The following is a 14,578-nucleotide window of genomic DNA, read 5'->3' on the forward strand; positions in this document are numbered from 1 at the left end:
GTTTCATGCCGCTTGGCAATATTTCCCGGGTATCGGCGGCATCCTTCAAGGCGGACCAACCGTTTGCTCCGTGGAGCTGACTCCTGAAGGATCGGGCCCGAAAGGAACTAGGTTGACTGGGTTTGCTTCTTCACAGATTGATCAGGCCATGGTTTCGGCATCCGGCCGCGACGGCGAGGAGCGGAGCGACCGGGATCCCCTGAAGGTGCTGATCCTGTCCTGGTACTTCCCGCCGTCCAACACGATCGGCGCGATCCGGGTCGGCAAGCTGGCCAAGTACCTGATGCGCCGCCATGTGGACGTGCGCGTGGTGACCGCGCGCGAACCCGACCTCGCCAAGACCCTGCCGCTGGAGATCCCGCCGGAGCGGGTCGTCTATACCCGCGCGGTGGACGTCAACCGGCCGATCGACGTTGTCGGCAACCTGCGCAACCGGCTGCTCCGCCGAACCCCGGCGCCCGGCGGCGGCGCATCGGCCGGCGCCGGGGGCGGCGTCGGCGGGGGCCGCGGCACCCTGGTCGGCCGGGTGCTGTCCACGGTCAGCGACTTCTATCTCAACCTGTCCAACCTGCCGGACCGCTATGTCGGCTGGCTGCCCTGGGCCGTGGCGGGGGCCAGGCGCACCTGCCGCGACTGGAAGCCCGACCTGATCTACGTGACCGGCCCGCCCTTCACCGCCTTCCTCGCCGGCCACCATCTCAGCGCCAAGCTGGGCGTTCCCTGGATCGCCGAGTTCCGCGACCGCTGGGCCGACGACCCCTATTTCGAGGCGCCGGACTGGCGGATGGCGCTGCTCGACCGCATGGAGCGGCGGGTCGCCGGCAGCGCCAGCGGCATCGTCACCGTGTCCGAGCCCTGGACCGAGTTCTACCGCGCCAAGTACGGCAAGCCGGTGGCGACCATCTACAACGGCTACGACCCCCAGGACTTCCCGCTGCCGACCGAGCCTCCTCCCGCCTCGCCGGACCTGACCATCACCTATGCCGGCGTGCTCTATTCCGGCCGGCGGGACCCCTCGCCGCTGTTCCAGGCGCTGGCCTTGCTGGGACCGGAGCGGGAGCGGGTCCGGATCGAGTTCTACGGCAGCGACCCCGGGCTGGTATTCCCACCGGCCGAACGGGCGGGCGTCACCGACCGGGTCGCGGTCCACCCCGCCGTGCCCTACAAGCGGTCGCTGGAGATCCAGCGCCGGTCCGACGTGCTGCTGCTGCTGCAGTGGAACAACCCGCGCGAACAGGGCAACGTGCCGGCCAAGCTGTTCGAGTATTTCGGCGTGCTCCGCCCCATCCTCGGCATCGGGCTGGAGGACGGCGTGCCGGCACGCCTGATCCGCGAGCGTCAGGCCGGCTTCTTCTCCAACGATCCCCAGGCCATCGCCGACCAGATCCGCCGCTGGCTGGCCGCCAAGGACGCCGCCGGCGGCCGCCTGGAACGCCTGCCGCCATCGGCGCGGGAGGGCCTGTCGCGCGACATCCAGTTCGAGCGCCTGCTGGACTTCTGCGCCAAGGTCATCCAGCCCGCCGCCGCCGACTGCGCCACCCGCAAGCCCAGGGACGCCTGAGGGGTTCAGGCGAATTCGAGGCTGCGGCGATGGTGGACCGGAACCACCGCCGGGCGCGCCGGTCACCGCTTCAGCCCCCAACCGGCCTGCGACCAAACGAGAGACTGAGCAGATCGAGCATCGCCGTCATGCGACGACGGGTTTGGGTCATGAGGAGCGGACCATCCTCGACATTTCCGTGGCTTCCGCAGCCATTCACCAGCCCAGGACGACCGGGGCCCCGGCATTGGTAGTCTTGATGATTTGTTCGTATGGACCGTTGTCAGCGACAACAAACATGAGCGTCGGCCGGCCAACGCGGCCGTTCCGACCGGCCCGTAATTTCGGATAGTGGCTTACGATCTAAAGCAGCATGCCTCGGCAGTAACTTTCCGAATATGACCCATACGCCAACTGACTTGTCGAGTTACAATCAGAAAATTACTTGCTCGTTACTCGGAAACATGATTGGCGATAATTTGCTTGGCACCATCGCCATTTACATGAAGCAGCCATCTTTTGGACAGGTTGCAGTGTATAGTCGCACATTCTTTTTCCTGCACGGCTACCCCCTGGGAGAGCATCGGCTGCGCCAGCTCAGGTGGTAGAGTCATTTTAAGACGACAACTCCTCAGATTATTTCATAAGAGGCCGATATGGGATTTTCAGCTCAACAGGGCCGACGGCCTCGATCCGCCATTCCAGCCGCCACCGCCTTCGCCTTGTTGCCCCTGGCCGGAGTCCTGTTGGCCGGATGCGTCGAACCGGGAGTCGGAGAGCCGCTGATCGTTTCCCGATCGTCGCCTGTGGTCCCCATGGCCCCGGTCCCCGTGACCAGCGCTCCCTCGGATCACGCGGGCATGAAGGTCGTGCAGCCTCCCTTTGAAATGCGAACGGTCCAGGCTCTTTCCGGACACCCCAGGACGGAAGTCGCCCTCCTGGAGTCCGCACCCCGAGGTTCCGGCTTCGCGCCGGCGACGGAAGCTCCCAAGAGCACGTCCATCGCGGAAACCGACCTGATCCAGTCTCCGGCGATGCCGCACCTCACCATGGCAGACCGCGTCGTGGCGTTGCAGACCCAGACGATGCTCGCCGGCCTGGCATGCGGCAATGTGTGGGCCGATGCGGCGGCGTTTCAGAAATATGCGGACTTCACCGTCCGGAATTCATCCCTGCTCCGCAATTCCCAGTTGGACGTGGCCTCGAGGCTGGGCGGCGTGCACGCTTTCGACAAGATGCACACCCGCATTTCCAACGGCGAGTCCAAGCGCCTGATCGACCTCGGCGACACCGCTTATTGCGCCGAGATGAGAACTCCGTTCTACGTCGTGGTGTCCCTCGACGAGCAGCGGCTTGCCGCCATGGCGATGGACAACGAGACCGTCATCGCGTCGCTCCAGTGAGATCAGCGGCTTCCTTCGCAATTTCCCATCCCAGGCATTGACCTGCGCAAGGCGGCGTGCCCTTGCACCTGATCCGCGAGCGTCAGGCACAGGTCATCAGTAGCGGAAATCGGGCCTTGTGACCACGCCCAGCAAGGTGCCGGTGGAATTCGTGACAAGTAGCGCCTGCGGCCTTGACGCTGGCGTCGAGCCCGCCGGGAAGAATTTCGCAGACAGGTCCCCGGTGGAAACGCCGACATCCACTGTGTCGATCAACATCGCTGGCGTGGCGGCGACGACGTCGGCGACAGTGGATGCCGTCACGTCGACCAACCCGCCATCCTCGGTCGCCTTGACGGAGAAGTACTCAAGCAGCATCGTCGGAGTCAGCAGCCGGTAGGGTGGCGGAGCCGTAGGATCGGGGACAAGCGCAAGCGGCGGCCGGGCGCTTCGGACGACATCCAGCGCCAAGGCGAGCGTGTCGGTTGAAGAGACTACAGTCGGCGCTACAAACTTTACGGTGGTCAGCAGCTTGCCCGGAAGGTAGGCCTCCGGCGTCGGCACCGTGCGGATCACGGCCGGCACCGTCGAGTGGCGACTCACCCATGCTCTCGTGGACGCGCAACGGAACCCGATGAATTCCAGAATTCCGTCGTGAACCTGTTTGTGATTGATGTGCCTGTAATGGACAGGTTCGTGATGCGCGATCCTGTTCCTGAAATCGTTGATGGCGGCCACCCGATCCTTGACGTAGCCCCTTCCCTTGCCGGCCGGCAGGTTGGGGAAAACCGTTTCGAGGATGCTCTTGCCGCTCACGGGGTCAGGCAACGGCCACAGCCAGCTGTAGTCACGACGAAAGAGGTTGGACCAGAAGTCGAACGTGAGCGCCGCGATGATGTCGTCCGGCTTCGGACACATGTTGCCGTTCGCTGCCAGCCTGCCGATCGCTCTCTGAATGGCCGCCTGTGGCTGGATGTTCAGGCGATTATACAGTCGCCCGGAAGCGGGATCCATCCAACCAGGACCGCCGAAATTGCGTGAGAACGCCTCGTGCATCGCGTTTCGGGTTATCACCTCGGCGACGTGCAGCGGGTACAGGAACGACTTCGCGATCCTGGCATTCCAGAGATACAACTTCATTGCCATGTCGCGGTCCGAGCCGCCCGCAGCCATGAGGTATGGCGCCAATCGCGAGGGCGATATCGCCGCATCCAGGTCGCTATGTATCTGCCCTGTATAGTGGAACAGTTCTTGACTTTCCGCCATTGCTCACTATTCTCGGTCTCAGAGCAGCTAGCGCAACGCAAGGCGCAGCACAGACCCCGGACCAGGTACGCCGCGTCCGGGGTTTTTCATTTTTATATGGCTGGCTGCGGATTTTCCACCCTTATAAGCTGTGGCAGCGATACAGGCACGTCGCAAGAAAGCGTCTCGGGTTTTTCGGCACGTGTCACTCGCCGGTGTTCCGGCCGGAACGGAAGATTCATCCATTTCATCTTTTGCGATGCGTTGGGCCACGGCCCAACCTACGGTTTGATGCAGGGCGGAAGTGATGCGGGCCGCCGATCGTAGGTTGGACCGTGGCCCAACGCATCGGTCCGGCTGCCCCGGGCGGAACACCAGCCTTTCCGTTGCTCCGCAAGCTCCCGAAGCGAACGCCCTCTCCTCCGGGCAAGGAGAGGGCCAGGACGAAGGGCCGGCTCGATGCCGGCGTCAGCCCGCGATCTCCCGCTCCAGCTCGTTCGCGTCGATGAAGAACTTGGCGGCCCAGTTCAGGTATTCGAAGGTGCCGTAGCCGCCATCCACCGGGAAGGAGCCCTTGACGCCGCCGCGGGTTTCCGGCGGGCCGGCGGTCTCCACGGTGCGGCGGACATGGGCGTTGACCTTCAGCGCCGCGTCCTGGTAGCGGGCGGCGCCGGTGTCCTGGTACAGCATCAGCCAGCAATGGGCGACCTGGACGGCGCCGGTCAGGCATATCCAGTCGACCGCCGGCTGCCACTCCGCCGTCAGCCGGCCGGGAAGCGCCCCGTCGGGGCCGACGCAACCCAGCAGGCCGTCGGCCAGGCGGATGCCAGCCGCGCGGAATTCCGGATCGGGCGAGAAGCGGGACGCCTCCAGGATGCCGCGCAACGCGTAGCCCAGCGTGTGGGTCAGCGGCCGGTGCGGCTCCTCCAGGCAGCAGTCGGCCATCCAGCCGTTGGGCCGCTGACGGCCGATCGCCCAGCGCACCTGGGCCAGGCCCGCCTCTCCCCAGCCGCGCGACGGGTCGATCCGGGCGGCCTCCAGCAGGCCCCAGGCGACATGGGTCTCGTAGCTCTTGTCGTCGGCGCGGGCGAACGGCGTCGGGAAGCGGCGCCAGCAGCCGTCCGCATCCTGGGTCGCGGCCAGCCACTCCGCGGCCTGGGTCATGGCCGGACGGTAGGCGTCGCCGAACTCCGCCACGCCGGCCGCCAGCCCCAGCAGGATCTGCCCGGTGTTGAAGGTCACCGGCACCCGCGGGGTCTGGCCGACCATGCCGCCCTGGAACCCGCCCTCCGGGAATTGGATCGACACCAGCCAGTCCAGCATGCGCCGCGTCCGCTCCCGCAGGTCGGCGTCGCCGCGCAGCCGCGCCTGGACGATCAGCGTCGGCACGATATAGCCGGTCGTCTCCGGATACGACGGCGCCCAGCCGCTCACCAGGCTGTAATGCCGGGCGACGCCGCCGTCGCGCGAGGCCGAGTTGTCCTGGGCCGCGCGCAGCCAGTCCAGGGATGCGGCGACCGCCGCCTCGATGCCGGGGTCGGCGCGCCGGCCGCCGGAGCGATCCTGCCGCACGGCCGCCTTGGCCGCCGGCGGCAGCCGCTGGAAGTCCGCCAGGTCTTTAAGCGGACGCAGCCTGTCTTTGACGATCCTCGGGACCAATCTGGGCAGAAGCTCTTGAACCGGCACCGAAGTCTTTCCTCTCGCTGGCATGGGCCGCCCCCTCGGCGGGGTCGCGGTAGATGGTGACGCCCTGGACCATCAGGCATTCCAGGCAGGTGAACATGTCGGCCGCCCGGATCACCCAGGCATTGCCGTCGCCCAGCTTGATCCAGCGCAGGCCGCCGTCCCGCTCCAGGTAGCGGGTGACGTAGTCGCGCACGCCCAGGCCGGTCGGCTTGTCGATCCGGTCGGCCGAGACGACCGACGAATGGGCCATGACGGCGACCTTCAAGATCTCGCCGTTCCGGCCGGTCACCTCCCGCAGGAGCGGGCTGTCCGGCGTATAGACCGGGAACGGGAAGCTGTCGCCGCGCAGGTCCTCCAGCACGTGATAGAAGGTCACCGGCCCCAGGTCCGTGCCCATGCCCATCAGCCAGCCGTCGGCCTCCAGCAGCCGCCCGAAGGGGCTGTCGGAGTCGAACGCGAAGGGCGAGCGGTGATGGTCGGCGACCAGCCAGTCGGCGCGGTCGCCCAGCGCCGCCACCGAATGGGTGGGGTGGATGCTGCGACGGGCGCGCGGGTCGCGGCGCAGGGTCTCGGCGATCTTCCCCATGCCGGTCGGCGTCTCGCGCACGTCGAAGCGCGGGCCGGACTTCAGCGTCTCGTACATCGACCCGGTCATGGTGAAGGTCGGCATCGCCAGCGTGCCGCCCCGCGCGACGACCGTGTTCTCCAGCGCCGCCAGCACCGTTCCGGCCCCGCCCTCGACGAAGCCCAGCCTGGACAGCGAGCTGTGGACGAAGACCACGGCCCCGTCGGGCAGGCCCGCCGCCTTCAGGTCGCTTTCCAGCTCGGCCCGGCCGATCGCGCGCCGGCCGGCGCCGTGGCGCCGCTCGGACCGCTTCGCCAGCGCGGTCTCGACCAGGGCGGCCCCGGCGGAGGATATGGCCGCGTTGATCGCCCGCTTCACTCCGGCCGGCAGCAGCCGGCTGGCAGCCCGCAGCAGCGGCTCCGGAACCGTCGATTCGATCATGCGATGGATCCGCTTCCTGTTCTCCGGCGGCATCGACGCGGCTTGGCCAGGGTTCGCAGCCATCCGATTGTCTCCCCTTGGACTTATGAAAGTCTCTGCATGATTGCGCGGATCTTCTCCAGTCAATCGGAACTCGCCCTTTCTATAAATAAAGATATAAATTCACTCATTTCTCTTTACCCGTGCGAGGTTGCGGGAACCGTAATCAGCCATCAATGACGCCAATGGTGAGGCTGATACTTCATATGGATTGTTGCATCTTCGGCACCGGATTCGGGAAAACTCGACCTGCAACAGCCGGCGCCTTGAAGCCGTTACCTCTTCGTTGCGGATATGCCGCGAATCACCCCGGTGGAACGGCTCGGATACCTCGTAAGGACAGCGGACAAGCCGCTGTCGCGTCATGCAACTCTATGGGTTCTCATGGTTAGATCGGTTTCCACGATGAGCCGGGCTCCGCTGCGGCAGCATGGCACGGAAGCCGGCTCCGACCAGACGGCGCCCACCGGCATGGTGACGGATGGCGTGGCGCCGGACGAATTGACAGAGGAGCGGGAGGTGACGCAGAGCGTCCGGGACCGGATACCGGATGACAGAACGCTGGAGGAACTTGCATCCGACCTGCGCGCGCTGTCAGGCCAGATCATGACGGCTCGGGTGATGGGCCTGGACGACCGGCCGGACTCGGCCGCGCCCCCGGAAGACGACGCCGCCGGCTCCGGTGGGCGCGTCCTGGCGCCGGCGGCCCGGATGGTCGGCGACATGCTGTCCGCCGAACTGGGCCGGACCCTGGGCCCGACCCTGGAACGCACGATGGAACAGGCGGGTGCGCGCCAGCGGGAGGAACTCGCCTCGCTCCTGCTGAACCATACCCAGGGCATGCGGGCGACCGCCGACCGGGTGGACCGCCTGATGCGCCGGCTGGAGACCGACCGCGAACGGGAAGAGCTGCTCGGCCGCGCCCTGATCGACCGCCTGGACGCGCTGGCCGTCCGTCAGGAGGAACTGCAGGCGCTGCTCCGGCACCAGCGCCGCTCGCTGGTGCCGGACTGGGTCGCCGGCCTCCTGGCGCTCGCCGCGGTCGGCATCAGCATCGGATCGGCCCTGGCGCTCCATTTCGGCATCCAGCCCTGACCCACCCCCTCCATCTTGTCGCTTGCGGGCCGGCGGTGGCCGGCTAAATCAGGCACACAACTCAGACGAACGCGGGAACATGCGGGCGGAAAAGCAAAAAGTCCTGTTCGAGGACGACTGGAATCCAATCAAGGCTCCGCCCGAACTTCCCCCGATCCTGCTGGTGGTGGTGGATGCGGAGGAGGAGTTCGACTGGTCGGCCCCTTTCTCCCGTGATCAGCGCAGCGTCCGTTCCATGGCGGCCCAGGGTCCCATGCACCGAATCTTCGACAAGTTCGGCATCCGTCCCACCTACGTCGTCGATTACCCCGTGGCGAGCCAGCGCGACGGACTCGAACCGCTCCGCGACCTGCTGAAGGACGACGCCTGCCTGATCGGGACCCAGCTCCACCCCTGGGTCAACCCGCCGTTCGACGAGGAAATCTCCGAGCGCAACTCGTTCCCCGGCAACCTGCCGCCCGACCTGGAACGGGCCAAGCTGGAGGCGCTGACCCGCGCGATCGAGGACGGGCTGGGGCTGACGCCGCGGATCTACAAGGCCGGCCGCTACGGGCTCGGCCCGCGCACCTTCCGGACGCTCGCCGACCTGGGATACTGCATCGACCTGAGCGCCGTCCCGGGAGCGGATCTCCGGGTGCATCACGGTCCCGATTTCCGGCGCGTCGAGCCGCAGCCCTACTGGATCGGCCCGCCGGGCCGGCTGCTGGAGCTGCCGCTGACCCGGGGCTATGTCGGCCTGCTGTCCGGCCAGGGTCCCGGCCTGGAAGGGGCGCTCGAGTCGCCGGTGGCCCAGGCCTGCCGGATACCCGGCGTGCTGTCGCGCCTGGGGCTGATCGACCGGATCATCCTGACCCCGGAAGGGGTGCCGCCGGCACAGCACATGGCCCTGGTCCGCGCGATGATCCGGCGCGGCCAGCGCATCTTCATGCTGTCCTACCACAGCCCGTCCCTGGTGCCGGGAAACACGCCCTATGTGCGGACCCGGCGCGACCTCGACGTCTTCATGGACCGGGTGGAAGGCTTCTGCGAAAGGTTCTTCGGGGAGCTGGGCGGGACCGCCGGCGATCCCCTGTCGGTGCGCGATCTCCTGAAGCGGCACGCCGGACTGGCTCGCGACGAACAGCCGAACCGGGCGCCCTCGGTCCGCCCGGCGGCCCGGCAGTGCTCGTCGAGCGGCTGACCCACGATTGGCCAGTGGACGCCCGCCCGGGGTTGCGCCATGGTGATCCGGGTTAGCGTACAGACTGGCAATCAGGGTTCACAACCATGCGTCCTCTCCTCACCGCCGCCTTCCTCGCGACCGCCACCCTGGCGGCCGGCGGCTGCACGACCCTGTTTCCCGAGACGTCGGCCGCCCAGGCCTGCGCCGAGCTGCCGCCGTCGGTGTGGCCCTGGCAGCCGGTCCGGAACGCCCGCATCGAATTCCTTCCCGAGGCCGGCACCCAGGCCCTGTTCCCGACCCGGATGATCCAGGTCAGGGGCACGATCGAGGGCGGGGACGGTTTCCGCGAGCCGGTGCCGGTCACGTTCGAATGCGTCTTCCGAGGCGACCAGCTCAAGAGCTTCGGCTGGATCGAGCCGGCCCAGTTCATCACGCCCTATACGGAGTGACGCGGAGGGGGCAAGCCCCCTTCTTCAGGTCATGTGGATCATGTCGGCCTTCAGCTCGCTGGCCGACAGGCCCAGCAGGATGATCTCGATGCCGCTCCCCAGGTGGAGCACGGCGTTGCCGTCGGCATCGTGGGTCGCGGTCCCGATCACCTGGGCGGCCGTGCGAAGGCCGTTGCCGTTCAGGTCGGCGGCGATCTCCAGGATGTCGGCCCCGTGCTCGTTGAAGTCCCCGATCCGGTTGCGCCCGCCCGCCTCCGAGTCGAACACGAAGGTGTCGTCGCCGGAATTGCCCTTCAGGTAATCGTCGCCCGGGCCGCCCGAGAGGCGGTCGTTGCCGGTCCCGCCATAAAGGAAATCGTCGCCGGCCCCGCCCTTCAGGATGTCGTCGCCCTCCGCGCCGAACAGGATGTCGATCCCCTTGCCGCCCGTGACGGTGTCGTCGCCCAGCGATCCGTGGATCAGTTCGTTCTTGTCCGACCCGGTCAGGGTCTGCTTGCCCGACGAGCTGGTGATGCGGATATTGTCGAAGGTCAGGTAGCTTCCGTCGGACAGCTTGGGCGCCACGTTCCAGGTCGGGTCGTAATAGAAGGACGGGGCGCCCTTGGCCTGCACGATGGACTTGGTCAGGAAGCCGAAGGCCTCCATCGCGTCGGGCGACTGGATCGCGCTGAAGATCGCGGCGACCGCCGCCTTGGCGTTGGCGGCATAGCCGTAGGGCGACGTCGGCGTGCCCATGATGCCTTCGGCCGGGACCGACGGGGAGGAGCCGAAGCTGCCTTTGAAGAGGTCGGACCAGGTCGTGTAGACCGGCCCGTTCGCCGGCGCGTTGACCTTGAGGACGTAGGCCGCCCCGAAACGCGGGTCGAACCCGTCGTCGCCATGGATGAAGCGCCCCGACGTGAAGCCGTCCATCCATTTCAGCAGTTCGGCGGCCTGCGCGCTGCCGCGCTCCGCGATCGAGCCGAGGACCAGGGCCACGAAGTCGGACTGCCAGACCAGCAGGTCGCCGTCGGGCCACATGTCGTGGCGGAAGAAGCCCTCGATCTCGCCGTACTTGTCCATGGCGCCCTTGGTGATGTACCGCTCCACCAGGTTGTCCAGGTTGCTTTCCAGCATGTCGACGAAATAGGTCTTCATCTCGTGGTCGTCGGGCGTGATGTAGGCGGTGTCGTTCATGTTGCGCCACGTCCAGGCCCGGCCGCGCACCTGGTCGAAGTCCAGGAAGCCCTCGCCGTAGCCGCGGTAGTGGGGAGCGTACGCCCCGATGCTGTAGGAGGTCTGGGCCAGCAGCTCGTCCAGATAGTACTGCGACCCGGTAACCAGGTAGGGCAGATAGCTGAGCGCCGGCTGGTGGGCGGTGTCCATCTCCCAGCCGACCGCGGTGCCCCTGGCGAAGCCGTTGGTCAGCCCGTCGGAACCGAACTCGGCCCAGTTGGTCCGGCCGTCCATCCACAGCTTCGGATGCTGGTCGATGCGCAGGTACTCGCCGGTCTCCTCGTCCCGGTAGTGCCACGGGATGCTGCCGGCCGCGTCGGCGTTGGCCAGCATGGTCTTCATGGCTTCCGCGTCCTGGCTCGCCAGGTAGCGGGCGTTCCAGACCGGCATGATGCCGATGTCGCCGCGCCCGCCGACGTCGGACATCTTCTTGTAGATCATCGCGTTGCCCAGGGGCTCCGTGTTCGCCCCCGACGGCAGGGGAATGCTGCCGGCGAGCACGCCCAGGGAGCTGTCGATCGAGGGCACGGCACCGGTCGCCTGGAGATAGCCCACGTCGTAGGCGACGTGGATGTCCGGCTCGTCGCCCGACCAGATCTCCTTGTGCCAGCGGGTGTTCCGGTAATGGGCGATGTCGGTCTTGGCGTAGGCCACCGTGCCGTGGTCGAGCACCTGGATGTCGTAATTGTAGAAATTCTGGACGCCGGGCGTGTAGGAGCTTTCGACGCCCAGGGTCACGTCGGTCCGGACGCTGCCGTCCTTGAAGGCGCGGATGTCCAGGGTGACGCCGAGATGGTCGTTGATCTGCTTGACCAGCCGGTACTCGCTCGCCAGCGGGCCGCTCATCCAGGTCGTCAGGGTGCCGGCCGCGGCGGCCTTCGCCAGCTCGGCGGCGGCATCGACGGTGAACTTCGTGACGGTCCCGTCGGCGTTCTTCAGGTTCAGGACCACGTCGACGTCGTAGCCCTCGTCGAGGATGTCGGCCGGCCTGATGGCGGCCCCGGCCGGCGGCGCCGATGCCGCCTTGAGCATCAGGTCCACCTTGGCCCCGGCGGCCAGCGCCGGCTGCGCCACGGTCACGATGGCGTGGCGGACCGAGCCGTCCTCGTGGGTCGCCTTGACATCGAGCTGGACCGGCACCTCGCGCCCGTTGATCACGGCCACCAGGTACTTGCCCGGCCCCAGGTCGCCCTGCTTGAAGACATGGCCGAAACTGACCTCGCCGGCGGGTTCGGCCTTGTCGCCGTCGTTCTGCAGCTGGAGCGCCACGATCTCCCCCGCCTTGGCGGGTTCGGCCAGGTCGGGCGCCTTGACCACCGGGCCGGTGGCCTTCACCTGGATCACCGCCGGGACGATCGCCACCGGGGCGCCGTTGAACACAAGGGCGCCGCCCCATTTCAGGGCCTCGGCCCCCGTGATCGTGGTCAGGCCGGTGCGTGAATAGACCGCGTCCTCGGCCTGGAGCCGGGTGCCGTTGACCTCGATATAGTCGACATACAGGTTGCGGTCGCCCTGGGACGAGCTGTCGTTGGTGTAGCGCAGCTCAATCTTGCTCTGGGCCGTCGTGCCGGACGGGGGCGTGAAGCCGTAGGTCTGCCATTGCCCGTTGGCGTGCGACGCCGTGACCGGCGTGGTCGCCCCGATCTTCATGCCGTCGACATACAGGTCGAACTGCGGCGGAACCCCGCCGGCGACATCGCCCGAGGCCTTGACGGTGATCGTGCCGGAACCCGAGCCGCCGGACCCGCCGCTGCCGCTTCCGGGGCCAGGACCGGGGACAACGGGGTCCGGCGCCGCGGTGCCGGTCGCGAAGATCAGCGTGCCGCCCCACAGCAGGGCTTCCTGGCCCTTGATCGCGGGCTTGGAATAGCGCTCGTACCTGGCCTGCTCCGGCTCCAGCCGGGTGCCGAGCACATCGATATACTGGACGTAGAGGTTGCGGTCGCCGCCGGAGTCACCCTGGTCGTTGTCGTAGCGGACCTCCACCTTGCGCGGATCGGCGCCTGCGGGGAGCTTGAAGACGATGTCCTGCCACTGGCCGAGCTTGTGGGACGCCTGCACCGAGGCGGTCTGGCCGATCTTCTGGCCGTCCACGAAGAGGCTGAAGGTCGGCGCGCCCTTGTAGCTGTCGCCGGAGGCGCGCACGACGATGTCCGTGCCGGCGGCCCTGGCGAGCTGGACGTCCACCGTCTTGTAGGTCGCGGCGGAGTCGTGGCTGGACGCCTCGACCGACTGGGCCGCGACGGTCAGCGCGAAGCTGTCGGAGAAGGCGGCCGGCAGGATCATCTGGAGCCCGGCCAGGTCGGCCGGCTGAAGGATCCAGTTGCCGTCGTCGTCGCGCGCGCCCGCGGTGAAGGTGACCCCTTGCGGGACCTCGCTGATCATCACCGTAAGGTTTTCGGAACCGTCAAAGTCGATCAGGTTCGCGGAAATATCGATGGGCACTGCTGTCGGCTCCGTGGGCTTCACTTCGGCTCGAAGGGTGCCGGCGACGGAGAGCAGGGGTCTGTCCGCCACGGCCGAGACCTCGACGGACACGGTACCTGTGGTGGTGCCGTTCTTCCCGTCGCTCAAGCTGTAGGTAAAACTATCCCGGCCGCTCCAATAATCCTTCGGGATATAGGTCAGCGTCCCGTCGGCATTGATGGTAACCATGCCGTTGGCGGGCTGCCCCACGCCCGTCAGGTGCATGCTCTCCCCGGCGGGCACCGTGTCGTCGGCCAACACGTCGATGACGACCGGGGTTCCCTCCTTCGTGTCGGCGTGATCCGGCGCCGCGACGGGCACCAGGTCCTTGAGATCGACGGTGCCGTCGGCGAACTTCAGCTTCTCGATCCCGTCCAGCCGATCGCTCGATCCGCGGCCGGTCACGGTGACCGTGCCGTCGGTCTCGGCGGTCACGGCATAATCGGCGCGATCGAAAAGATAACCGGCCGTGTCGATCCCGGCGCCGCCCTCCAGGACGTTGCCGCCGGTGCCGCCGTGGAGCAGATCGTCGCCGTCGCCGCCCTTCAGGACGTCGTCGCCGCTGCGGAGCCAGGCGGGGGACCGGACAGCCGGATACTTGGCGGTATCGAACACCAGGGCGCCGCCCCACATCATGCCGGACTGGCCGGCCTGGACCTTGGTGCCCCGGTCATAGACCGACTGGTCCGGCGTCAGCGTCACGCCGTTCACCTCGATGCTGTCGATCCAGAGATTGCGGTCCTTGCCGGCCGATGAGCCGCCCAGGTCGTTGACATATTCGATCCGGATCCGGGAGGCGCTGGACAGGCCCAGCCGCGAGAACGCGAACTCCTGCCAGGCACCGTCGCCGTGGACCGCCGTGACCGTGACTTCGCCCAGGAAGACCTTGTCGGCCCAGACCCGCATCTTCGGCGCCCCCTGGTAGAGGTCCGCCGACGCCTTGACGCGCAGGCTGAAAGGCTCGGTCACCGTCGCCGGCGTCCCGTCGCCCCAGATCGTGTCGTTGCCCTGGCCACCGGTGAGGACATTGTCGCCACCGGTGCCGACGAGGGTCTGGCCAGCCAATTGAGCAGTCATGATACGGATACCTTGGATGAAAACTTTGCTGCGGCGCATCGCAAGCGCCTCAAGTCAATCCAAGGCTATTCGCACGGACTTAATGATCAGTAAAAGCATTAGTACTTTAAAATCGTAACCTGTTGTACATGGTGTATACAAAGTTAATTATGTAGTCCCTTTTGTGTCCTTATCTGTATTGATTTACTCCGGTAATTACCGCATTTTGTCATACAG

General features: G+C 66.9%; 9 protein-coding genes. 5 read left to right on the forward strand and 4 right to left on the reverse strand.

Annotated elements, in window-relative coordinates:
- Positions 1-148 precede the first annotated feature (148 nt).
- Together JL100_RS23735 and JL100_RS23740 are read left to right on the forward strand one after the other, a co-directional pair.
- Positions 149-1,561, forward strand: a complete 1,413-nt coding sequence (locus JL100_RS23735; RefSeq protein ID WP_202681868.1) for a glycosyltransferase — start codon at positions 149-151, stop codon at positions 1,559-1,561.
- Between the two features lie 839 nt (positions 1,562-2,400).
- Positions 2,401-2,943 carry a hypothetical protein gene (locus tag JL100_RS23740; RefSeq protein WP_202681867.1) on the forward strand — a complete coding sequence of 181 codons (543 nt, stop codon included), beginning with the start codon at positions 2,401-2,403 and terminating at the stop codon, positions 2,941-2,943.
- Between the two features lie 96 nt (positions 2,944-3,039).
- Here the strand turns inward: JL100_RS23740 and JL100_RS23745 are convergent, their stop codons facing one another.
- From JL100_RS23745 to JL100_RS23755, 3 genes are all read right to left on the reverse strand, one after another.
- Positions 3,040-4,188 carry a hypothetical protein gene (locus JL100_RS23745; protein WP_202681866.1) on the reverse strand — a complete coding sequence of 383 codons (1,149 nt, stop codon included), beginning with the start codon at positions 4,186-4,188 and terminating at the stop codon, positions 3,040-3,042.
- A 447-nt stretch (positions 4,189-4,635) separates the two neighbouring features.
- The gene (locus JL100_RS23750; RefSeq protein ID WP_202681865.1) at positions 4,636-5,853 is read right to left on the reverse strand and encodes a hypothetical protein; all 1,218 of its coding nucleotides are present in this window, start codon (positions 5,851-5,853) and stop codon (positions 4,636-4,638) included.
- Positions 5,786-6,922, reverse strand: a complete 1,137-nt coding sequence (locus JL100_RS23755; RefSeq protein WP_202681864.1) for an AAC(3) family N-acetyltransferase — start codon at positions 6,920-6,922, stop codon at positions 5,786-5,788. Before JL100_RS23755 ends, JL100_RS23750 begins: the two co-directional genes overlap by 68 nt.
- Positions 6,923-7,303: 381 nt before the next feature.
- Here JL100_RS23755 and JL100_RS23760 point away from each other — a divergent pair, with 381 nt between their 5' ends.
- The 3 genes from JL100_RS23760 to JL100_RS23770 all read left to right on the forward strand — a co-directional run bounded on the left by JL100_RS23760 (position 7,304) and on the right by JL100_RS23770 (position 9,604).
- Positions 7,304-7,993, forward strand: a complete 690-nt coding sequence (locus JL100_RS23760) for a hypothetical protein (protein WP_202681863.1) — start codon at positions 7,304-7,306, stop codon at positions 7,991-7,993.
- A gap of 79 nt (positions 7,994-8,072) precedes the next feature.
- Positions 8,073-9,173 (forward strand): polysaccharide deacetylase family protein, encoded by a 1,101-nt coding sequence (locus JL100_RS23765; RefSeq protein ID WP_202681862.1) that lies wholly within the window; start codon positions 8,073-8,075, stop codon positions 9,171-9,173.
- An 86-nt stretch (positions 9,174-9,259) separates the two neighbouring features.
- Positions 9,260-9,604, forward strand: coding sequence for a hypothetical protein (locus JL100_RS23770; protein WP_202681861.1), 345 nt, complete (start codon positions 9,260-9,262; stop codon positions 9,602-9,604).
- Between the two features lie 24 nt (positions 9,605-9,628).
- Here the strand turns inward: JL100_RS23770 and JL100_RS23775 are convergent, their stop codons facing one another.
- Positions 9,629-14,362, reverse strand: coding sequence for a carbohydrate-binding domain-containing protein (locus JL100_RS23775; RefSeq protein ID WP_228420866.1), 4,734 nt, complete (start codon positions 14,360-14,362; stop codon positions 9,629-9,631).
- Between the last annotated feature and the right edge of the window lie 216 nt (positions 14,363-14,578).

Source organism: Skermanella mucosa (assembly GCF_016765655.2).
Lineage (GTDB): Bacteria > Pseudomonadota > Alphaproteobacteria > Azospirillales > Azospirillaceae > Skermanella > Skermanella mucosa.

Bases quoted from the DNA above. Each gene is read 5' to 3' on its own strand.
- JL100_RS23735 (WP_202681868.1), top strand. From the start codon at position 149: ATGGTTTCGGCATCCGGCCGCGACGGCGAGGAGCGGAGCGACCGGGAT.
- JL100_RS23775 (WP_228420866.1), bottom strand. From the start codon at position 14,362: ATGACTGCTCAATTGGCTGGCCAGACCCTCGTCGGCACCGGTGGCGAC.
- JL100_RS23755 (WP_202681864.1), bottom strand. From the start codon at position 6,922: ATGGCTGCGAACCCTGGCCAAGCCGCGTCGATGCCGCCGGAGAACAGG.
- JL100_RS23745 (WP_202681866.1), bottom strand. From the start codon at position 4,188: ATGGCGGAAAGTCAAGAACTGTTCCACTATACAGGGCAGATACATAGC.
- JL100_RS23740 (WP_202681867.1), top strand. From the start codon at position 2,401: ATGAAGGTCGTGCAGCCTCCCTTTGAAATGCGAACGGTCCAGGCTCTT.
- JL100_RS23765 (WP_202681862.1), top strand. From the start codon at position 8,073: ATGCGGGCGGAAAAGCAAAAAGTCCTGTTCGAGGACGACTGGAATCCA.
- JL100_RS23760 (WP_202681863.1), top strand. From the start codon at position 7,304: ATGAGCCGGGCTCCGCTGCGGCAGCATGGCACGGAAGCCGGCTCCGAC.
- JL100_RS23770 (WP_202681861.1), top strand. From the start codon at position 9,260: ATGCGTCCTCTCCTCACCGCCGCCTTCCTCGCGACCGCCACCCTGGCG.